The sequence below is a fragment of the Terribacillus saccharophilus genome (assembly GCF_002272075.1).
Classification (GTDB): domain Bacteria; phylum Bacillota; class Bacilli; order Bacillales; family Amphibacillaceae; genus Terribacillus; species Terribacillus saccharophilus_A.
In genome coordinates, this window is the sequence record NZ_NPBJ01000022.1 from 172,541 (window position 1) to 193,160 (window position 20,620).

A 20,620-nucleotide genomic window follows, 5' to 3' on the forward strand; every position below is an offset into this window, starting at 1 on the left:
TTTATCTGCTGCCGCATACTAACAGCATTACTTTGGGAGGATGTGGGAATATTGCGGAACTATGCAGACAGAAAAGCCATCCTGCTATGCGTGGCAGCGATACTTATCTTCGTCTCTCCCCTATTCCTGCTGGGAGATCACGCCCATATCCGAGTCCATGACAATCTTGACTCCAATCTTGCTTGGTATAAAGTACTTGCTGCAAGCGGGCAGATGTTTGGCGGTGTCCATGCGGTCATCCCTCAAATTATTGGCGGACTGCCTCGGGATGCACTCGGCACAGAATGGACACTTATCGTTTGGCTGCATGCTTGGTTTCCGACAATGACTGCTTACGCAATCAGCCAGCTGCTTACCCGGCTGATTGCGTTTCTTGGGATGTATTTACTACTTCGTACTCATATCATCCGGAATATGAAAGCACATTGGATTGCTGCTCTCGTTTCACTTGCATTTGCTCTGACACCATTCTGGCCGTCTGGCATGCTTAGCACCATGGGGCATCCTTTAGCACTTTGGGCTTTCCTATCTATCCGATCCCAAAAAGCGAATTGGAAGCATTGGACTGCTATTACTTTATTACCGTTATACGCTAGTTTTGTTCTTGGATTTTTCTTCTTCCTCGCACTTATGGGAATTATATGGCTGGTCGACCTGCTTCGATATCGCAGACTGAATCTGCTGTTCTTGGCAAGCATCATCTGGATGACAGCTGTTTTCCTAGCAACGGATTACCGGCTTGTCTATACAATGATAGCTGGTTCTGAAACGATGCATCGTGTTGAATTCGTGTCCTCCAGACAGGATTTTGCCCAAACGCTCCGCTTGTTCTGGAAGAACTTCACGTTGGGACATAATCACGTTATGACCCTCCACACCTTCGTGATTCTGCCAGTGCTGGTGATAGCTTTAATTGTGGTCCTCTTCAACCGAGGCCGTACAAGACCAATGAACATTTATCTCGGCCTGACTGGATTGAATCTGCTGTTATCGTTTTGGTATGCCCTTTGGTTCAATAAGATTTGGAGATTACCGAAAGAGCATATCGACCTGCTTTCAGCCTTTAATTTTGCCCGCTTCCATTTCCTTCGTCCACTCGTTATTTATGTTAGTTTCGGACTGGCTTGTTATCTGCTATGGCAGCTTGGAAAACGCAGCATACGAGTTTTTGTGTATGCTTGCCTCTGTCTCCAGCTTGTCATATTAGCTCTATCCAACGAAGAAATTATTTATGGCCTTTATCAGCATACGCCTTCTGTGGAAGCCTTCTATGCTGTTGATCAATTCAAGGAAATCCGTGATTATATCGGCAAGCCTCAAGACACATATAAAGTGGCAAGCATCGGCTTGCATCCTGCTATTGCACAATACAATGGTTTCTATACTGTCGATACATACAACAATATTATTCCTTTAAGCTATAAACATCAGTTCCGTGAAGTCATTGCTGGAGAACTGGCCAAAAGTAAAAATCTGACACGTTACTTTGATGAATGGGGCAGCCGGCTGTATATTTTTTCAGCAGAGCTTGGAAAGCACTATGACTTTCGGAAAGACACCGGCCGCAGCATTCAGAATCTTGATTTGAATGCAGAGGCTTTACGGGAGCTGGGCGGAGCCTATATTCTATCTTCCATTTGGATCGAGAATGTGGCCGACAATGATTTGCACTATGAACGAAGCTTCCATCATCCCGACTCTGCTTGGAAAGTCCATCTATACCGGGTACAACCATAAAGGAGGGAATCCATTGACTACATCTTTGCCTGTTCTTACATTAGTGATTCCTTGTTATAACGAAGAAGAGATCCTGACTGATACTTGCTCCAAGCTCACATCGACTCTAGCCGCCTTAATGCAGGAGCAGCTTATATCACCTTCAAGCAGTATCTTGTTCGTAGATGATGGCAGCAAGGATCATACTTGGCAGCTGATCAAAATAGAGCATTTGGCCAATCGTTTCGTCACGGGAATAAAGCTCGCAGCTAATGCAGGACATCAGCGGGCACTTCTTGCCGGAATGCTCCATGCGAAGGATTATTCCGATTGCGTCATCACATTGGATGCAGATTTGCAGGACGACATCTCTGTTATCCGGACTTTTGTACTGCGTTATCTGGAAGGCTACGAAATTGTGTACGGCGTACGAAATGACCGCACATCGGATACTGGTTTCAAGCGTAATACTGCATCGCTTTTCTATCGGACAATGGAGATGCTCGGAATCCGGCTCATTTCCAATCATGCCGACTATCGACTGCTGAATAACCGAGCCTTAACAGAACTAAGTCGCTACAACGAATCCAAACTATTCCTTAGGGGCATCATTCCACAAATAGGATTTCGATCTGATATCGTAACTTATGAACGAAAACCGCGACTAGCTGGAGAAACAAAATACCCTCTGAAAAAAATGCTCAGTTTTGCATTCGAAGGTATCACTTCTTTCAGCATCGCTCCTATCCGTATTATTGCAGCAGTTGGCTTCGCCCTGTTTCTTATTAGCCTGCTCGCTGCATGTTATGCTGCTATGCAGAAAATATTCGGGGAGCCCGATGCCGGCTGGACTTCCTTGATTATTTCTATCTGGCTGCTCGGAGGTCTGCAACTCATGGCCATTGGTATTATTGGTGAGTATATTGGTACAATTTTTGCAGAAGTAAAAAAACGCCCCTTATATACAATCGATAGCATCTTGAAGCAATTGCATCCGCAAGATAGCACGAACTTTACGAAAACTTAACAAATATTTTGCATTGGTGCAGGTTTTCTGTTAGAATATCTTACAAACAGGATACCCCCAAAATATTTCTGTTTTATTTGCTGCTGTGTGCTCAGCAGCAATAAAAAAGCCACTCATCTGAGTGGCTTTTTTGCTTTTATCAATCCCCGCTTAGTCGTGCTTTACGAGCAGTCTCTGTTTGCTTTTCAACATAATTATGATACTTCTGATACCAAATTTTAATAGATACGATATAGAGAACCACGTTTGCCGCAATGAGTATGGCGATAACCGGCCAGAACCAGTTCGAAACCGCCGCTTCCTCGTAAGCCAATCCAATTGGCGAGAAGATGACATAGAAAATGACAATCGAGAAAATTAATGTAATGGATACACCAATGGCATGCTTCCAAGGGACAAGATGATCTTTCCCATTTTCCTCATAAAAGACTGGTTTGATCACTTTCAACGGCTTTATTTTTGCCATGATAAGCATGAACCCGACCTCGATAGCTAACAAGATTCCGTATACGTGGATATAGTTGATACCAGGATCCCAATCGAATATCTGACGGAAGCCCCACACCATCATATAGTAAGCAATAACGTGGAATAGGATGACCACTTTAGCAGCTGAAGCTGGTACACGTTTAAAGATCATTCCCATCAATACGATAACAAGGATAGGTATATTAAAGAATCCAGTAAACTGTCGGATCAGATTCCACAAGCCATCTGGTGCGTACATAAGAAATGGTGCAACAAAGAAGGATACGAGGGCTATGATAATGCCTAGGATCTTGCTGACCTTAATTAATTTCTCATCAGTAGCACCCGGTTCGAATACAGGCTGGTAGATATCAAGCACCAGCAAAGTAGCGACACTATTTAAGATAGAGTTAAAGCTGCTTAGCACAGCCCCAAATAATACGGCAAGGAAAAAGCCGAGCATCCATACTGGCAGAACATCACTGACAAGTGTCGGGTAGCTTAAGTCTCCATTTTGAATAGAATCACCATATAAATGAAACGCGATAATACCAGGTATCAGCATAAAGATCGGTACTAACAGCTTCAAATACCCTGTAAACAGGACTCCTTTTTGCCCCTCTGCCAGGTTTTTCGCACCTAAAACACGTTGAATGACATATTGATTTAATGCCCAATAGAATAAGTTGGCAAAGAGGATTCCTGTAAAAATAGAGAAGAATGGAACATTATCTGTGCTGCTGCCAATAGCATTCAGCTTTTCGGGACTATTCTGGACGATGTGCTTCATTCCATCTACCATATTTCCGTTACCCAGCAGAACGAAGCCGAGTATCGGAACTAGGAAACCGATGATGACCAAACCGATGCCATTCAACGTATCAGATACTGCCACAGCCCTCAAGCCGCCGAAAATCGCATAAACTGCACCAATGATACCGACGAACCAGACTGTCAGCCATAACGCCTGCGTATATGTAATATCGAGAAGTTCCGGTAAATCGAATAATTGAAGGACGGATACACCGCCAGAATACAGCATGGAAGGAATCGTCACACACATGTACCCGAGCAAGAACAAAATGACGGTCAATCGCCGAACAGTTTCATCATACCGTTTGCTCAGAAATTCCGGTATGGTGGAAATACCAATTCCAAGGAACTTTGGCAACAGGAAGATTGCCATAATGATTGCAGCAAGACCAGCTGTCACTTCCCAGGCCATGCCAGACATATTATTGGTAAAGCTCTGCCCATTCAAGCCAATCAGCTGCTCTGCAGATAGATTCGTTAGCAGTAAGGAACCAGCTATGAACAGACCGGTCAATCCGCGGCCGGCAAGGAAATATTCATCTGCCGTACTGACATTCCCTTTTGTCATATAGTAGGATACCACTGCGACCAACGCCATAAAAAAGGCACAAGAAACCAAGATAAAAATAATTTCTCCAATACTGAACATGCGATCACCCTTTATGTAAAATAGCCTGTAATTTGTCAATTTGTCAGGCTTCTTTTAAGTAACCGTTATCATGCCTCGGGAAACCTCTTTTTAAGAAATTTTATTCTTATTCTGCCCTCACATATACGAGTTCATATCGATTTTCCTCGTGGAGTGCAACCCATGCTAATTCAAGCTGCAGCAAATCCCCAAGCTGCTGCTTTGCTTTCTCTCCAGACATCCATTGTTTTTCAAATCTAACTGCATCGGGTACGCGGTCTACTATACACTCTCTAATAAGGCCAGAATGTATTCCAACGTGTATACTGGCCTCTATTCCTTCTACAGGGATACCTAATTTGGTGTAAGCAAAAAGAAAAATATATGTTGGTTCAAGCTCGTCCTCAATAGCAGCATCTGGGGCTAGCTGCTCTTCTGCATGCTTCCATTCTCCAAGTGGATGATCGGTTACAGCTGAAAGAAAATGTACTGCTTGCTGCTTAAGCTCCTCCTCTGTATATCTCCTGTCTTTATTCCATGGCGTAGCTCCTGAATAAAACAGTACTTCCGCATTCTTTCGGACCGCAACTTGATCAGGGATTTCATCAATAGGGTGATTATCTACAAGGGCGCTTTCTGCCCAAAGCTGCACACCATCTTCGTTATAATAGTTTACAAAATCTTCCGTCATCCCCATTAAGCTTGCCCAATCCTTATGGTCGGCTGCAGCCTCTATATCTTTGAGAACCGGTGGGAGTTCGGTGAATAATACTGTACCATCTGCATGCACGCCAATAACCTGATCTGAAAGCTTATATACTGTACTTCCACCTTCCACTGCAATCGCAACAGGTGTTTCGGAAAGCAGTTTTTGTTTTGCCTCCGCCGCATCTATCAACTCATCACTATCAATCAATGTATATGTATTTCGATATAGCTGCGCTGCCGTAACAAAACCCGAATCATGGACCTCTACAGCTAATCCTGCACCAGGTATTGGTAAATGATGAACTGCATCTTTTTCAGCCAGACGGATTAACGTGCTCTGGATCTGTACAGCATAATCCTCCTGAATTACTTCCGCTGCTTCCGGATAAAAAACTGCAGCAAACTGCTGTGCAATTACACGAGCATCCCTGCCTTCTTCATCTGGCAGCTTCATCTGCAAGTCAAACCCAATAAGATTTTCATCTTCATCTAGATCTACTATACCGCATGGCTCTCCTTCTGCTGTCAAAAGACGCAGCAAACTTCCTTCTGTTGCGACCTGCACTTCTGCAGGAAGAAATTGCTTAAGCTTCTGTATTAATTGTTTCATCCGTAAACTCCTTTTATCTTTCGCTCCCATTATTATGGCACAGAAATAAAAAGACACACAACAGCAGCTGCTGTTGTGTGTAGTTATTTAATGCCCGTGTGCGGTTAATCTAACTTTTGACCCTACCGGATCTATAAGTGTATAACTGTTCATTTCCAGTTTTATCGGTAATCCGACTGACTCTGCTCTTTTAATCGCTGCTTGAAGATTCTCTTCATCCGGGAAGACAATTGTGAACCATTCCATGCCTGCTTCATCTGGACTAACAGATGGTGCATTGGCACCGTGCCATGTATTAAGGCCAATATGGTGATGATAACTTCCCGTCGATACGAATAAAGCTCCTGGATAGCTAGAAACGACTGCCTGGAAGCCAAGTACATTGTTATAAAAAGCAGCAGCTTCACCTAGATGACGCATATATAAGTGAATATGACCCATAACAGTTCCATCCGGAAGGCCAGTCCATTCTTCTTCAGATGCTTCCTTTAATAAACTATCCCCATCAAGTGGATCTGTTGTCATCTGGATTTCTCCATCGATCCATTTCCAGCCTTTGTCTGGTTTGTCCGCATAAATCTCAATGCCATTACCATCGGGATCATTTAGATAAATAGCTTCACTAACCCCATGATCTGATGCTCCAAATGGCACTCGATTCAGCACATAAAATTTCACAACATCAGCCAAATCAGCTCTGGTAGGAAGAAGCAAGGCAAAATGATACAATCCTGCATGCCGATCCGGCATTCTTTGAAGGTTTTGACCTTCCTCCAGATAAAGCAGAATTTTGTTTCCAGTTCCAAGCGATACCTTTCCTTGTTCTTCCTCTATAATGTGTAAGCCGATCACTTTTGTATAATAGGCAACAGATTGCGCCAAATCTGCCACACGTAATTTTACTTGCCCAATGTATGTCTGTGGTGGTTGTTGGTAGTGCATACACGCTCCCCCTCTATACTTACTTTATGTAAGTAAGTATATTTTAGATATCTATTTACGTCAAGTAACAAAAAAAAGAACACCACGTTTACGTGGTGTTCTTCTTATTTATGGCATTAATAGACCAACAATCGTTGCAGATAGGAAGCTAACAAGTGTAGCACCATAAAGCAGTTTCAAACCGAATTTCGCTACAACATTTCCTTGTTTTTCATTCAAACCTTTTACTGCTCCGGCAATAATACCGATAGAGGAGAAGTTCGCAAAGGAAACAAGGAATACAGATACGATGGCGATAACGCGATCACTCAAAACAAACTCTCCGCCAGATAGAATCTGCATCGCTACGAATTCATTGGATACCATCTTCGTAGCCATGATGCTTCCTGCATCAACAGCTTCTGACCAAGGCACACCCATAAGGAATGCGAATGGAGAAAATACATAACCAAGCAAGTCTTGGAAGCTGATGCCGAAAATTCCTGAGAAGATACTGTTAATCATAGCAATCAGCGCAACGAAACCGATCAGCATTGCAGCAACAACAATAGCTACTTTGAAACCGTCCATGATATATTCCCCGAGCATTTCGAAGAAGGATTGCTTCTCGCCTTTTTCTTCCTCAATCATATCTTCCTTAGGATCCACTTCATAAGGATTGATGATAGAGGCGATGATGAATCCGCCAAACAGATTCAATACTAGCGCTGTTACGACATAACGCGGATCTAGCATTGTCATATACGATCCAACAATAGACATAGAAACAGTGGACATTGCAGATGCACAAAGCGTATACAGACGATGACGCGGCAGCAAGCCAAGCTGTTTTTTCAAAGAAATGAATACTTCTGACTGACCTAGAATCGCTGATGCAACAGCATTATAGGATTCCAGTTTTCCCAGTCCATTTACTTTGCTAAGCGCAAGACCGATATATCTGATGATGAAAGGAAGAATCCGCCAATATTGAAGGATACCGATCAATGCCGAGATGAATACGATCGGCAGCAACACATTCATAAAGAATGCGGATTCTTCTACATTCACTAATCCACCGAAGACGAAGTTAATTCCTTCAGCTGCGTAGCCAAGCAATAGATTGAACCCATCTGAAATACCTTTGACCAAGTAGTTACCTACTTCTGTATTCAATAGAATGAATCCAAGTACAAGCTGTAGGATGATCATGATAATGATCGGGCGAATCTTAATCATTTTTTTATTCGAACTAGCAATCCAAGCTAATCCTAGAAACACGAATAAACCGATGATGCCGATAATATAACTCATGTTGTTCCCCTTTCGCGTATATAGCCAAAACTGCGACGATGTTAATCATCAAAGTAAAACATATTTTTCACAACGAGTCCTATTATGCCATATTAATTACACATTACGTAGAACTAAATTAAAAGTAATTCTATTAACAATATTCTAACTACTCCCTTATGTGTACAGCCTTGTCTTATGAAAGACAAGGCTGTACATTAATGGGTTGTATCTACGCTTAAAACGACCATTTCATCATAAGTAACAGCTTCTCTTAGTTTAGCTGCTGTCGCCACAGATATACGTTCTTCTTGTATATAGTCATGAATCGCATCTCTTTCCATTCGGATTGCACGCATCCGGAACTTATGAAGCTGCTCTTGAAATGCTTCATCGCTTTCGAAGGAACGATAGCGTCCGGCTAGTTTCTTATTGTATAACTGTGTCACAATCAAGGATTCATGACGATTTGAAGAATTAGTCTGCTCCCTTATCGCATCAATAGCTGCTTGAGCACCGGCAGCTCGCAACTGTTTCAGCTCATTGCCAACCCCCGGATTTTTGCTTAGGATCTGTTCTGCATGCAGCTTCCAGTTTTCTTTCCATTGCTTACGGAATTTGTGTCGGATCCTCGCAATCTGGAATGCTCGTTTAAACCTGCTGAAGGTAGTATTGACGAGGTATTGCTCTGGCTGGGTGCTAAGTACCTGGTATAATTGATAAGCTTCCTCAGAAACGACATTTCCTGCTCCTATATCTTCAATACGTCTATATTCTGCTTCTCTGCCGACTTTAATCAAGGATTCAATTGTCTGCTTGTTCGGATCCTGCAATATACCTTTTTCCAGGTCGACAAGCTGCTCCTCCAAGTCGCGCACTACCACGTTTACAGCCAGCTGTGTTTCTCGGACAGCGTCTGCCTGGAGCTGATTAATCGTCTGCTTAAGGATAAGGCGATACACCTCTTTGAAGGGAAGCAGCCCATCATCTCTTTTTTCCGGCTTCCGAATCATGATCGGCAAACCAACAGCGGCAAAAATCAGGCTGAGCAGTATTACTCCTGTTGCGACAAATAATACAGTATTTCGCATTGGGAACAGTGAGCCATTATCTAAATAAAAAGGAATGGATAAAGCAGTTGCCAGTGTAATTGTTCCATGAATTCCGCTCGTAGCCATAATGAGGGCATAATAAGCGCGCCCGACGGTTTCTGTATCCTCTGCAATTGCTTTGTTCGGATAATTCCTGGACATAAAACGCTCCATCCGGCTTTTGGGAAGTGTTGTAAAAGGTTTGTACAAGCTGTACACCCATAGGAAACGGATAACGAACAAAGCGATAAAGACGATGATAATAACTCCAAACAACCTGCCCATACCGATTTCATCCGTATCCTGAATTCCCTGATACACTTCAGGTAATAGGAACCCTAATAGGACGAAAACAAGCCCATTCAATACATACTCTACAATTGTCCACGTATTATTGGATAGGATTTGCAGCTTGGTTGTCGTCTGCTGCAGACGATCTCGTTCAATACCATGAATGATACTAGCGGCTACCACAGCCAGAATCCCGGAAACATGCACCTCTTCTGCCAGTACATATAGGAAGAATGGCGTCATCACCTGCAGGACAATGAGCATGGAATCATCCTGGAAGCCATGTTTCATCAGCTGCAGCCGGATGGTGACAATCACATATCCAGCTACTACACCGATGACCAAGCCACCGATTGAGACGAACAAAAATTCAACTGATGCTCCCCCGAACGAAAAGACACCAGTCAGCGCAGCAGCAAGCGCCACTTTGAAAGATACGATACCAGCTGCATCATTTAGCAAGGATTCGCCTTCTAATATAGGCATTACATTTGATGGTAGCTTCAATCCACGCGTAATGGACTTTACTGCCACATTATCCGTCGGCGATATCGTAGCAGCCAATGCGAATGCAACGGCCAGAGGCATCGATGGAATAAGCCAGTGGATCAAATAGCCGCCTAGTCCGACTGTAAGAAATACAAGTCCAAAAGCTAACAGTATAATTGGCGTTCTCAGCTGCCATAACTCTTTTCGAGATGCTTTTTGCCCCTCACTGAATAGGAGCGGAGCAATGACACAGATCATGAATAATTCAGGCTCGAATTCAAGTGATAAATGTAGGGGAAGTATAGATGCGGCCAAACCAAGGATAATCTGGATTAGCGCAAGCGGCAGAGGCAGTATTTTACTGACTGCAGTCGAAAGGAGAACCGCTAATAATAATACGAACAATGCTGTAAAGAAACTCATGCTGTGTGCCAAACCTACTTTCAAATAATATTAGCTAGTTTACGTTAATTCATCTTTTTCACTCAGTCAGAAAAGACCGCTACCTGAAGGGAGCGATCTTTAAATTAGAAGAAAGTCATTCGATAAGAACTGTTGAACTCTGCGTCCGGAGCAAGCTTTTGTATGCCTGCCTTTTGTGATAAAACTCCTGTTGAATCCGTTGTATCTGCAATTCCGAACCACGGCTCGATACATACGAAAGGCGCCATCGTACCTGTTGCCGTATCATATTTGGACCAAATTCCCACATAGGGAAAGCCTGACAGTGAGACAGCCACACCATTTCCTTCACTGGATTGGAGACGTACTTCTTCGATATGATCGTAAACAAGAGCATCATTCTCGAAAAGTGCTGCCTGAATCGACATGGCCGGCAATACAGCCGGCTGTTCTTTCTCTTGGATTAATCCATCAATCAACTCATAAGTTGTCACTTGTTTGTCTTGTACTGGCTTCAAGTGGAGCTTATAATCAGCGGCATGTTCACCTGATTGAAGCGGGATACGAAAAGCTGGATGAGCACCTATAGAAAAGTACATCGCATCTTCCTTTTCCAAACTGTTCACTTTCCAGTCAACATGCAGCTGATCCGCTTCCAGCCGGTAACGAATTTCCACTCGAAATTCGTAAGGATACACATCTTGGTATTCCCCGTTGGATTCTTTTGCAAATGTAACGGAATCGCCTTGTGCGTCTGACACTTGAAAAGCAGCATCCCGCAGGAAACCATGCTGGGGAAGCTCGTATGTGTTACCCTCCGCTGTATACCGCCCATCCTTCAACCGCCCGACAATCGGGAACAAAACAGGAGATACGCGCCCCCAATAGGCAGCATCGCCGCTCCACATATAGGAAAGCTGCGTATCTTTATGCAGCACATTTCTCACTTCTGCTCCTAATTCTGCTATTTCGACACTAAGAGATTCATTTTCGATTCGAATCATGCTTGTCCCACCTGTAAAATTTTCTTTCGGATTGCTTCTGCAACACCATGAGCATTATTGGAGGTTGTTATAAAATCAGCAGCTTCTTTTATAGCTGGAATGGCATTGTCCATCGCCACTCCGCAGCCGGCGTACTGGATCATGGATAAATCATTTCCATTATCTCCAATTGCCATTACCTCTTCCCGCTTGATTCCAAGCTGCTCGGCCAGCTGTTTCACTGCGTTGCCTTTGCTAGCTTCCGGATGGAGTATTTCATAGAAGTATGGAGCGCTTTGCACCATCGTGAAACGAGCCTTCCATTCATCAGGCACATTAGCTATTGTCTCGCTCAACCGCTCCGGCTCATCTATGAACATCACTTTCGGAACAAGCACATTCCGGGGAATTTCATCGACAGTTCGATAATGCAGCGGCATCTTCGTCATAAAGGACTCTAGGACTGTATAATTGCTGATATTTCGGTTCGATGTATATAAGAATTTAGAGTCAAAGTAATGCATTGGCGTATCAAGTTTCAAACTAAGCTGATGTAAGTCGATGAAGTCATCGTAAGATAAGGATAATTGCGATACTACTTCATTTGTATGCGCATTTTGCACAAGAGCTCCGTTGAAGGCAATAACAAAATCTCCGTCCTCGTTCAGAATTAATTCTTCTAAATAACGGTAAACTCCGTGAATTGGTCTGCCTGTACACAGAACAATTTTAACCCCGAGCTTTTTCGCTTCCTGGAGTGTCTCATGCACTTCCATTGTCACTTCATGCTGATCATTCAATAACGTTCCATCCATATCTATTGCTACAAGCTTATACATACTTCATCCCCCTTTGTTTGCTATGTATCTCTTTACTAGTATATCGAAAGTGGACGTGCTTCGGTGCTATAAACCTTTATAGTATGTTGCAATTTCCCTGATAACTTTACAGCCATTCTTTTCGAATACGCGCTGCATCGGCAAATTATCTGCATGGGTACTGCCTTCATATACGACAGCACCCATCTCTTTTAGCATCATAAGGCTGGCCGTATGGACGATTTTTCCTAAACCCTTCCCGAGAGCTGCAGGCACGGTGCCGATATAATAAATACGACCTTCTTTATCTCTCCCCGGCTCCAGATGCGGTATCGTCATGGCGATTGGAATATTGTCCTGAAAGATGATTCGACAGCTAGTTTGCCATTTCTCGCCAAGAAGGGCCTTCACATCATCCAGCTGATTCTCTATAGAACGTGCAGAGGCACGATTAGCGGATTGTTCCATACAGGACTTCCAAATCTCCAGAAATCTTTTTTCATCCGTTTCACCCATTCCGATAGCTTCCCAATGATAATTAGAAGAAAGCGGCTGTTTCTCTGCCAGCTGTTTACGATACAGGTGCTTCCTTGCAAATAAATCATATCTATAATCGGACAAAAGCGAATGAAGGGTGTCATAATTTTTATCTTCTGTACATACAGTTACTCGAGTATGGATAGAGGAATTTTTACCCATGACACTTTCCGCATGTTCAAGCAGCTTGCGCAATTCGTCTACGGAAGCTGCTTCTATTTGCTCGATATCGACTTGGTTCGAAAAATGCGCTAGCTGAAAATGAGCTGTGGTCTCTACCATCTCAACCCATCCAGCATTTCCTGAATTCTGATTGCTTCATCTTCAGAGATATTCCATTGCGCTATTTCTTCCTTGATGGATGCTAATGTGCCATATTCTCTGACAAATCCATTTAAACGCGATGTGATTGTGGATGTATGAAATGCTGCTTCACTTGGAAAATGAGTCATCAGCTGCTCCGTCGCCTTTTTAAAGCGTTTCAAGTAGTACTTCTGATGATGCGGTTCTGCTTCAGTAAAATCGTGCAAGGGAGCTATTTCTGTATAAACCGTATTCTTTCGTTCAACTTCCAGCTGCTGTTTTACAGCTTCCATTATTGTTTTCTGTTCTGCATTCTGATACAGCAGAAGGCTGATATACTGTCTTTCTTTATACGCTGGCCGGTTCGGATTATGATCATTCCAAAATTTGCGTAGCAGCTGTTCAAGTGAAATTGCATCCGGATCGTAGGTAACCTCAACCGTTTCGGTGTGATCTCCCATCTGCCGATATGTAGGATCCGATTTCGTTCCGCCTGCAAATCCGACTCTTGTGCGGAGGACACCTGGCAACTGCCCGAAATTTGCCTCTGGACTCCAGAAGCATCCCATGCCAAATACAAGTGTATCTATTCGTCTTTCTTCTAACATGTACTGTTCAATAGCTGCTATGTTTATGTCCATTTACCTATCCGCTCCTTCTATAATAGAGAATAAGAACTGTAAATAAATCCCACACAGTTCGTCATGAGTTGACCTTCTCATGCGAATATTCCCTTTATTTGACTAACGAATCATCATTCCAACAAGGTTTTACTATGCTATCATGTGACTTATGAACCAGGTTAGAAGCAATAGCAATACTAATTTTTAAAGAATGCGACAACACGTGTTAACTTCCTGTAAGACTGCTCGTTATAGAAAAAGGAGGAAGAAAGTAAGATGATGACAATTCCTGGCAGCATGGAAACACGTGCATTGCCACGTATCAAGCGCACGTATATGCGTCCGCGGATCGTAGCGTTCATTCCCGCCCATAATGAAGAAAAAGCGATTTATGACTGCCTGACTGGTCTGAAAGAGCAGGTACTGCCAAGCGGAGTCGAGCTTGACGTTTTTGTTGTAGCAGACAATTGCACCGACCGGACTGAAGAAGTAGCGAAAGAAACCGGCGAAGAGCTTGGATTATCTATTGAAATAATCGTAACAGAAAACAATAAACAGAGAAAAGTCGGAGCGCTTAACGCCGTTTGGAAAGCTATCTATGGAGACAACATGGACATTTACGAAATGGAACGGACTGATTACCAAATTGCCTATCAGCGTTCTGTCAAGGGCATCCTCGGAATGGATGCTGACAGCCGATTAGCACCTCGTGCCTTGCAGCACTTATGGGATGGAATGATGAGTTCCCGGAATATCGGCGGTGTGATGGCAAAATATACAATGCGAATGCCAAAAAAGAAAAGCCTGCTATCCAAAGATGATCCTTATTACGAGGAAAAGCTTGCTAGCGGCGAGTATGGCGGTGCTATGTCCAGATGGTGGACACATCAGCAAAAGCAAGATATGGCAAGCTGGCTTCTCAGTCTGCAATACCGCGGCGGAAGCACGTATGTGCTTGGCGGCCAGGCTACCCTTTTCCGACCAGAAGCTTTGTATGAGGTAATGCAGAGCAACAAGCTGGATGGACCTTGGCAGAATGACACAGATGTTGAGGATATGCTGCTCACTTGGCAGCTTCAGAAAAACGGATGGAAAACACTCATCAGTCCGAATGCTCGCTGCTTTGTTGATGCCATGCGCTCTTATCACACCTTCCGGAATCAGCGGGTAAAATGGAGTTCCGGCACTGTAAATTTGCTAACTGATCGTGATTTGATGTTGAAAACGAGACATACTGGTTACTTATGGCGTTCACAGCTAAAGACGATGATGGATTTGCTTGTACGCGTACTCTTCGTTCTTCTCTTGGGAGCTGCCATTGCAACAGATCAATTCCTGTGGTCATGGGTATGGTTGATACCAATTGCACTTGCTTCGGTTCTCAACACAATCCTGGCATTGAAGACACCGATGCATCGACCCATAGATATTATCCTTGCCTTCCTGCTGATAAGCCCAGAGCTTTACTTATGGGTCAATTTAATGACCTTTGCACAGGTCTGGGCTGAAAAACTGTCAAACGATAAAAAAGATGGCTGGGCTAATCAGTATCAAGCAGAGGCAGGTAAAACGAGAAGCAAACTTCTGCAAGGTGTCCTTGCCTTGCTGTTGTTCATTAGCATTGCCGTTTTCGCTTGCTACTATTTCCGAGATTACCTGACAAGTGAGGCTGTCCAGCAAGCGACGAATCCATACTTGATGGCCGGCTGGATCGGACTCACTGGATTGACCATCTTCATGTCCTTCATTATGATCTATCAGATCTGGACTTTGCGCGGCAGACACCGCGCGTGAATTTGACAGACTGCCCTTTCCTTTGGCAGTCTGTTTGCTTTATAATTGGAGCAATAGATAGAAAGAAGGGATTCCTTTGTTGTTCCGGCCATGCATCGATTTACATAATGGACAAGTGAAACAGATCGTCGGCTCGTCAATTACAGCTGAAAGTGATCATGTTGTTGAAAATTTCGTATCCGCTCATGATTCAGCCTACTATGCTAATCTTTTCAAGGAAAAACAAATTACCGGAGGGCATGTCATCATGCTTGGTCCTGGTAATGAGTTGGCTGCAATGGAAGCCTTAAAAGCTTATCCTGGAGGCCTGCAGGTTGGCGGAGGCATTCGACCGGAGAACGCAGCAGACTTTCTTGAAGCCGGAGCCAGCCATGTTATCGTCACCTCTTATATTTTCCATGACGGCAAGCTTGATGAGGATCGGCTGCGTAAAATTAATGAAGCTGTCGGCAAAGAACGACTCGTCATTGATTTAAGCTGCACATACCATGACGGCAAATGGTTTGTAGCAACGGACCGCTGGACGAAGCGAAGCAGCTTTGAAGTCAATGCGGAGAATTTAGAGATGCTAGCAGCATTCTGCGATGAATTTCTCATCCATGCAGTAGATGTGGAAGGAAAACGGAATGGAATTCAAGAAGAGCTAGTCTCTCATTTGGCCGCACATATGCCCATTCCCGCAACATACGCTGGAGGAATACGTTCCCTTGACGATATCGACCTTTTCCGCCAGCTGACAGATGATCGTATGTGCTATACCATCGGTAGCGCGCTCGATTTATTCGGTGGTGATATTCCTTTGGAAGCTGTAGAAAACAAGGAAAAAAGCTAAGACCCTACCGAAAGTCGGAAGGGCCTTTTTTTATTTCAGTTTATCTGTAAAATTCGATAGGAAACCTTGTGCTTTCTCAGTCAGATTTCCGACGACATCATTAGCTTGGTCCGTTAAGCCTTGTGCAGCTTCTGTACCTTGATCAACTGCTTCCTGCCCTAATGCTGTCCCTTGTTCTGTCAGCTCAGCAGCCTGATCTGCTAAATTATCGACGCCTGCTGCTTCTGTCACTTGGTCGACAGCTTGCTGTGCTTGCTCGGTTACTTGCTCACCATTCAGCAGTTCCCCTGCTTTATTCACAAGCTCTTCTGGTGCTATATCACTTATCTTGTTGCCGATAAGCTCTTTAAAGGAATCAAAAAGACCCATACATACACCTCCTATGGGTTCACTATATGGCATCAGTGTTCTATATACAACTTTCACACAGCAATTTTCATGTAAAGAATCTGTGAACATTCTATAGCTGCGCTGTATAATCCCATACATCCGCCAAAGACGTTTCCAAGGAGCGAGTTGGCTCCCATCCTAACGCCCTGATTTTTTCCGACTTCATCGGCAGCTTCATTTCCATCGCTTCTTCTGTTTCAGACTGTATGGAAAAGTCAAAGCTACTTACTCGTCGGAACTGTGACAGAATCTCACCTAATGAAACCCAGCGGCCAGAAGTAATTTCATACGCTTCTCCAGCAGTTCCTTCGATAAATAGTGTCTCGTAAGCATTGACCAAATCTCTGACATCGATAAAATCTCGTGTCACCGCTGCATTACCGACCTGAAATTGTGATTTCCCTGATACCTGCAGTTGTCTTAACTGTTTCGCAAATAAGGTACAAACACCATTCGAAACTCCAGGTCCAATAATATTGGAAGGTTTGGCGATCATCACATCGACTTGAAAAAGATTATGCCACGCCAGCCCAACCGTCGTCTGCATTGTTTTCGTAAGACTGTATGGATGAGTCGGAGATGCTGCACTGCTTAGTTCATCCTGCAATACACTTCCAGCGATTACCACACGCGCCGATAGTCCAAGGGCCCGTACAGATTCAACGAGATGAAGCGTTGAATCCACATTTGCCTGCCAGCTTTTGAAAGGCGTTTTCCATGATGCAGGTACACTGTTCTCCCCTGCAAGATGGAGGACATAGTCCGGTTTAGCATCCTCCATCAACTTATGAACAGCAGTCTTATCACTTAGGTCAAGGGAATGGATATGCAACGCCTCTTGATTCATGTTCAATTTGGTATTCCGAATAACTGCGTCAACGATATAGCCTTTGTCCAGAAAATACTGTACTGCATGTCGACCGGTAAATCCACTTGCTCCTGTAATCAAGATCCGCTTACTCATACGTACCTCCTATCAGATAAGGTGGACATCCTGAAACAGTTGCGACCAAAGCGCATTGTTTCCTTCCCAAATTTCAAGGTTCGGCAGCTCCACACTGTAGACGTGATTGATTGGCCAATGCTTTTCGACAATACCTGAGACAGGACCATGGTTCACAACCAAGATCCGGAAATCATTGGCAATGATAGTGCGGAGTACTCGCTCAAGCTCTGCTGTTTCTTCCAAAGAGGCATTTGTCCTGACAAACAAAATGCGCTGGGCCGTTATCAACTTCTCCAAAAGACGATTGACCCGACGATCCAGCTTCTCTTTAACCTGCGGATACATAGCCAAATGCGTCAAGCTGTTATGCGCTGTATCAAAATCGTGACTGGACATAACAAAATTCCTGTCATCCGACACAAGCAGCATTTGCTCTGTCGCCTTACCTACAATTCGCAGGTTTTCCTGAAGCATGAAATCGGCAAACCGTTTCTCGAACAACTGCGTTACTTTAGGCAACAGTGGTGTTCCCATCCAGTCAAGCGGACCAGAGAATGGGCGAAGATTATTCTTTTTCATCTGTATTGCTCCAAGACATAAATCGCCCAAACTGAACACCGCATCATATCCGCCTTTTATCAGCTCATTTCCCAACTGGCATCACTCCTTCCTAACCTCCCCTACCTTATATAATTCGCGTCCCGTATCTTACGGAAGAGCAAACTGTCCAATCTGAGGAGAATTAAGTTTGATGCCAGGTCCTTTTTATGCCTTCCGCCACATCCGTATGGGGCTTCCAGTTTAGTTGTTTCTGGGTCTTTTCGTTGCAAAGGCAGCTATGGGAAATGTCACCGGCCCTTTCTGATGTGAATTGAACGTCCAAAGCAGGATACAACTGTCTAAAACATTCCACCAAATCCAAAATGCTCGTACTTTTGCCAGTACTGGCATGAAAAATTCCATTTTGCTGCTGACGCATGGCCGCAAGATTGGCAGTCACGATATCCTTCACAAAAATAAAATCCCGAGATTGGGAACCATCTCCATTAATCGTAATCGGTTCCTTCCGTTTCAGCTTTTCGGAAAAGACAGCTACAACACCACCTTCTCCCTTTGGTTTTTGTCTGGATCCATACACATTTCCGTAGCGCAGAATCACATACGGTAACTGATAGAATTTATGGAATAGCTGAATATATTTCTCTGCTGACAGTTTTGAAGTGCCATAGAAAGAAATCGGATCCGGGATATCATCTTCTTTAATCAATTGCTTTTGAATATTACCGTAAACAGCGGATGTGGATGCAAAAATAAATCGCTTCACCCCGGCCGTCCGGCTCGCTTCCAGCATATTGATCGTTCCGCCGATATTGACATCCGCGTCGTGAACCGGAGCAAGGATACTTTTCGTCACATCTGCTTGCGCTGCAAGATGAAACATGACATCCGGCTGTTCCTCGATAACTGCTCGGTACGCACCTGCACTTTTGACATCGAACTGATATAGCTTCACATCCTGCGGTATGTTCGCCTCATCACCTGCAGAAAGATCATCTAGGATAACTACTTCGACCCCTTCATTCCGTAATGCTTCCACAAGATGGGAACCAATGAACCCTGCTCCTCCAGTCACGATTGCTTTCATCTTCATCCTCCCTAATCAGCTGCTTGGCACAAACCGCTTATAGATTTCCAGAAGACGATCCACGCCCGCTTCCATCGACCAGTGGTTTACTCCCCATTCACGTGCCTGCTCCCCTAGAACTTGGCGATAAGCATCATCATCCAGAAGTGTCTGGACTGCACTCAGCAGCGCAGCTGTATTAGCTTTTGGCACTATCAAGCCAGTCACCCCGTGATTCACCATCTCAGTGAGTCCTCCTGCATCTGTGACGATAACTGCTTTCCCGCTGATCTGTGCCTCGATAACACTCAATGGTTGGTTATCCATCAGGCTAGGGAGTACGCAAATATCCGCAAGCTTCAATAGGACTGGCACATCCTCCCTCTTTCCAAGGAATAGTACTTGCTTTTGCATACCAAGTTCTTTCACACGCGATTCGAGATGCTGCTTCCATTCGCCTTCTCCAATGATCCAGCAAACCCAATCGTCGCGGTCCTTCAACGAAGCCAGCGAATCAATCAGATAGTCTAAGCCTTTTAGTTCTATCAGTCTTCCAGCATAAACGATTACTTTCTTATCAGGAGGAGCCTGTATTGTAGTAGGTTTAGCTTGCTCTTCTAGGAAAGTATCAACAGTGAACCCATAATGGAGCTTTTCGAATTGTTCTTTAGGTACACCGAATTCCTCTATCATTACTTCCTGCAACCAGTCATTTGCCGTTATTGTTACGTCTGCACTGGAAGCTCCCAATCTTTCAATCTCGTCAAAGTAGGGTCTTGCCAGATCAGATGTAGGGGATTTATGGATTGTCTGCAGCTGATGCCGAATTTCGTGTGATACCAATCCATGCAAGGTAGCTACAAGTGGCACCCCCTCCGGTCGCACCCGATCGATTGCTACGGTAGAAATGACGTCGTGTGTGTGGATGATGTCATATTCACCCAGCCCAAACTCTGCCGCTGCAAGTTCATACGTGTAGCGCTGAACTTCGGTATATTCCACCAGATGGTTTTGATAGACCTTAGGAAATTTCTCTTTCTGAAGAATACTGTACACATAGGGAGACCAACGATCCCGAGCTATTGTCTTACCACCGGAAAGCTGTACATATGTGTTCTCTCCGCCGTACCCCATAATATCCGCTGTATGCCCTAACTCTTCCAATCGGCTTTTCAATTGAGATAAATATTTCCATACTCCGCCAAGATGCGGAATGGACCAATAAGTTGCCAGTAAAATCTTCACTCTTATACCTCCATTACGTTAAAAACACCCGTTTATAAGCTCTACCAGTATATGGTTCACAGCAAAGC

The 20,620-nt window shown here is 44.0% G+C and carries 18 protein-coding genes; 4 read left to right on the plus strand and 14 right to left on the minus strand.

The window, feature by feature from the left end; all coding sequences use genetic code 11:
- Nucleotides 1-42: 42 nt before the first annotated feature.
- Complete coding sequence (locus tag CHH48_RS12020; protein WP_428848883.1) at nt 43-1,737, plus strand: DUF6044 family protein; 1,695 nt, start codon at nt 43-45, stop codon at nt 1,735-1,737.
- Nucleotides 1,738-1,750: 13 nt separating this feature from the next.
- On the plus strand, nt 1,751-2,743 hold the full coding sequence (locus CHH48_RS12025) for a glycosyltransferase family 2 protein (protein WP_245840358.1): 993 nt from the start codon (nt 1,751-1,753) through the stop codon (nt 2,741-2,743).
- Between the two features lie 139 nt (nt 2,744-2,882).
- Here CHH48_RS12025 and CHH48_RS12030 read toward each other — a convergent pair whose 3' ends face one another.
- The 9 genes from CHH48_RS12030 to msrA form a co-directional block, all read right to left on the minus strand.
- Nucleotides 2,883-4,673 (minus strand): solute:sodium symporter family transporter, encoded by a 1,791-nt coding sequence (locus CHH48_RS12030; protein ID WP_095219104.1) that lies wholly within the window; start codon nt 4,671-4,673, stop codon nt 2,883-2,885.
- Nucleotides 4,674-4,779: 106 nt separating this feature from the next.
- The gene (locus CHH48_RS12035; RefSeq protein WP_095219103.1) at nt 4,780-5,970 is read right to left on the minus strand and encodes a hypothetical protein; all 1,191 of its coding nucleotides are present in this window, start codon (nt 5,968-5,970) and stop codon (nt 4,780-4,782) included.
- Nucleotides 5,971-6,057: 87 nt separating this feature from the next.
- The gene (locus tag CHH48_RS12040; RefSeq protein ID WP_095219102.1) at nt 6,058-6,912 is read right to left on the minus strand and encodes a VOC family protein; all 855 of its coding nucleotides are present in this window, start codon (nt 6,910-6,912) and stop codon (nt 6,058-6,060) included.
- A 108-nt stretch (nt 6,913-7,020) separates the two neighbouring features.
- Nucleotides 7,021-8,205, minus strand: coding sequence for a NupC/NupG family nucleoside CNT transporter (locus CHH48_RS12045; RefSeq protein ID WP_095219101.1), 1,185 nt, complete (start codon nt 8,203-8,205; stop codon nt 7,021-7,023).
- Nucleotides 8,206-8,402: 197 nt separating this feature from the next.
- Nucleotides 8,403-10,478, minus strand: a complete 2,076-nt coding sequence (locus tag CHH48_RS12050) for a Na+/H+ antiporter (RefSeq protein WP_095219100.1) — start codon at nt 10,476-10,478, stop codon at nt 8,403-8,405.
- Nucleotides 10,479-10,582: 104 nt separating this feature from the next.
- Nucleotides 10,583-11,461, minus strand: a complete 879-nt coding sequence (locus CHH48_RS12055; RefSeq protein ID WP_095219099.1) for an aldose 1-epimerase family protein — start codon at nt 11,459-11,461, stop codon at nt 10,583-10,585.
- Nucleotides 11,458-12,279, minus strand: a complete 822-nt coding sequence (gene yidA / locus CHH48_RS12060) for a sugar-phosphatase (protein WP_095219098.1) — start codon at nt 12,277-12,279, stop codon at nt 11,458-11,460. Before yidA ends, CHH48_RS12055 begins: the two co-directional genes overlap by 4 nt.
- 66 nt (nt 12,280-12,345) lie before the next feature.
- Nucleotides 12,346-13,077 (minus strand): GNAT family N-acetyltransferase, encoded by a 732-nt coding sequence (locus tag CHH48_RS12065; RefSeq protein WP_095219097.1) that lies wholly within the window; start codon nt 13,075-13,077, stop codon nt 12,346-12,348.
- Nucleotides 13,071-13,739, minus strand: a complete 669-nt coding sequence (gene msrA / locus CHH48_RS12070; protein WP_245840357.1) for a peptide-methionine (S)-S-oxide reductase MsrA — start codon at nt 13,737-13,739, stop codon at nt 13,071-13,073. The genes CHH48_RS12065 and msrA overlap by 7 nt, the downstream gene beginning before the upstream one ends.
- Nucleotides 13,740-13,997: 258 nt before the next feature.
- Between msrA and CHH48_RS12075 the strand changes: the two genes are divergently transcribed.
- Together CHH48_RS12075 and hisA are read left to right on the plus strand one after the other, a co-directional pair.
- Nucleotides 13,998-15,515, plus strand: a complete 1,518-nt coding sequence (locus CHH48_RS12075) for a glycosyltransferase family 2 protein (protein ID WP_245840356.1) — start codon at nt 13,998-14,000, stop codon at nt 15,513-15,515.
- 76 nt (nt 15,516-15,591) lie between these two features.
- On the plus strand, nt 15,592-16,347 hold the full coding sequence (gene hisA / locus CHH48_RS12080; protein WP_095219096.1) for a phosphoribosylformimino-5-aminoimidazole carboxamide ribotide isomerase: 756 nt from the start codon (nt 15,592-15,594) through the stop codon (nt 16,345-16,347).
- A gap of 30 nt (nt 16,348-16,377) precedes the next feature.
- Here the strand turns inward: hisA and CHH48_RS12085 are convergent, their stop codons facing one another.
- The 5 genes from CHH48_RS12085 to CHH48_RS12105 form a co-directional block, all read right to left on the minus strand.
- Nucleotides 16,378-16,716 carry a hypothetical protein gene (locus CHH48_RS12085; RefSeq protein WP_095219095.1) on the minus strand — a complete coding sequence of 113 codons (339 nt, stop codon included), beginning with the start codon at nt 16,714-16,716 and terminating at the stop codon, nt 16,378-16,380.
- A gap of 91 nt (nt 16,717-16,807) precedes the next feature.
- Nucleotides 16,808-17,701: an NAD-dependent epimerase/dehydratase family protein gene (locus CHH48_RS12090; protein ID WP_095219094.1), complete on the minus strand. Its 894-nt coding sequence runs from the start codon at nt 17,699-17,701 to the stop codon at nt 16,808-16,810.
- A 12-nt stretch (nt 17,702-17,713) separates the two neighbouring features.
- Entirely contained in the window at nt 17,714-18,337 is a 624-nt protein-coding gene (locus CHH48_RS12095; RefSeq protein ID WP_095219093.1) for a DUF1796 family putative cysteine peptidase, read from the minus strand.
- An 88-nt stretch (nt 18,338-18,425) separates the two neighbouring features.
- Nucleotides 18,426-19,328 carry an NAD-dependent epimerase/dehydratase family protein gene (locus CHH48_RS12100; protein ID WP_095219092.1) on the minus strand — a complete coding sequence of 301 codons (903 nt, stop codon included), beginning with the start codon at nt 19,326-19,328 and terminating at the stop codon, nt 18,426-18,428.
- 15 nt (nt 19,329-19,343) lie between these two features.
- On the minus strand, nt 19,344-20,552 hold the full coding sequence (locus tag CHH48_RS12105; protein ID WP_095219091.1) for a glycosyltransferase family 4 protein: 1,209 nt from the start codon (nt 20,550-20,552) through the stop codon (nt 19,344-19,346).
- Between the last annotated feature and the right edge of the window lie 68 nt (nt 20,553-20,620).

Coding starts and splice junctions, on each gene's coding strand:
- CHH48_RS12030 (WP_095219104.1), bottom strand. CDS start 4,673: ATGTTCAGTATTGGAGAAATTATTTTTATCTTGGTTTCTTGTGCCTTT.
- CHH48_RS12035 (WP_095219103.1), bottom strand. CDS start 5,970: ATGAAACAATTAATACAGAAGCTTAAGCAATTTCTTCCTGCAGAAGTG.
- CHH48_RS12040 (WP_095219102.1), bottom strand. CDS start 6,912: ATGCACTACCAACAACCACCACAGACATACATTGGGCAAGTAAAATTA.
- CHH48_RS12045 (WP_095219101.1), bottom strand. CDS start 8,205: ATGAGTTATATTATCGGCATCATCGGTTTATTCGTGTTTCTAGGATTA.
- CHH48_RS12050 (WP_095219100.1), bottom strand. CDS start 10,478: ATGAGTTTCTTTACAGCATTGTTCGTATTATTATTAGCGGTTCTCCTT.
- CHH48_RS12055 (WP_095219099.1), bottom strand. CDS start 11,461: ATGATTCGAATCGAAAATGAATCTCTTAGTGTCGAAATAGCAGAATTA.
- yidA (WP_095219098.1), bottom strand. CDS start 12,279: ATGTATAAGCTTGTAGCAATAGATATGGATGGAACGTTATTGAATGAT.
- CHH48_RS12065 (WP_095219097.1), bottom strand. CDS start 13,077: ATGGTAGAGACCACAGCTCATTTTCAGCTAGCGCATTTTTCGAACCAA.
- msrA (WP_245840357.1), bottom strand. CDS start 13,739: ATGGACATAAACATAGCAGCTATTGAACAGTACATGTTAGAAGAAAGA.
- CHH48_RS12075 (WP_245840356.1), top strand. CDS start 13,998: ATGATGACAATTCCTGGCAGCATGGAAACACGTGCATTGCCACGTATC.
- CHH48_RS12085 (WP_095219095.1), bottom strand. CDS start 16,716: ATGGGTCTTTTTGATTCCTTTAAAGAGCTTATCGGCAACAAGATAAGT.
- CHH48_RS12090 (WP_095219094.1), bottom strand. CDS start 17,701: ATGAGTAAGCGGATCTTGATTACAGGAGCAAGTGGATTTACCGGTCGA.
- CHH48_RS12100 (WP_095219092.1), bottom strand. CDS start 19,328: ATGAAAGCAATCGTGACTGGAGGAGCAGGGTTCATTGGTTCCCATCTT.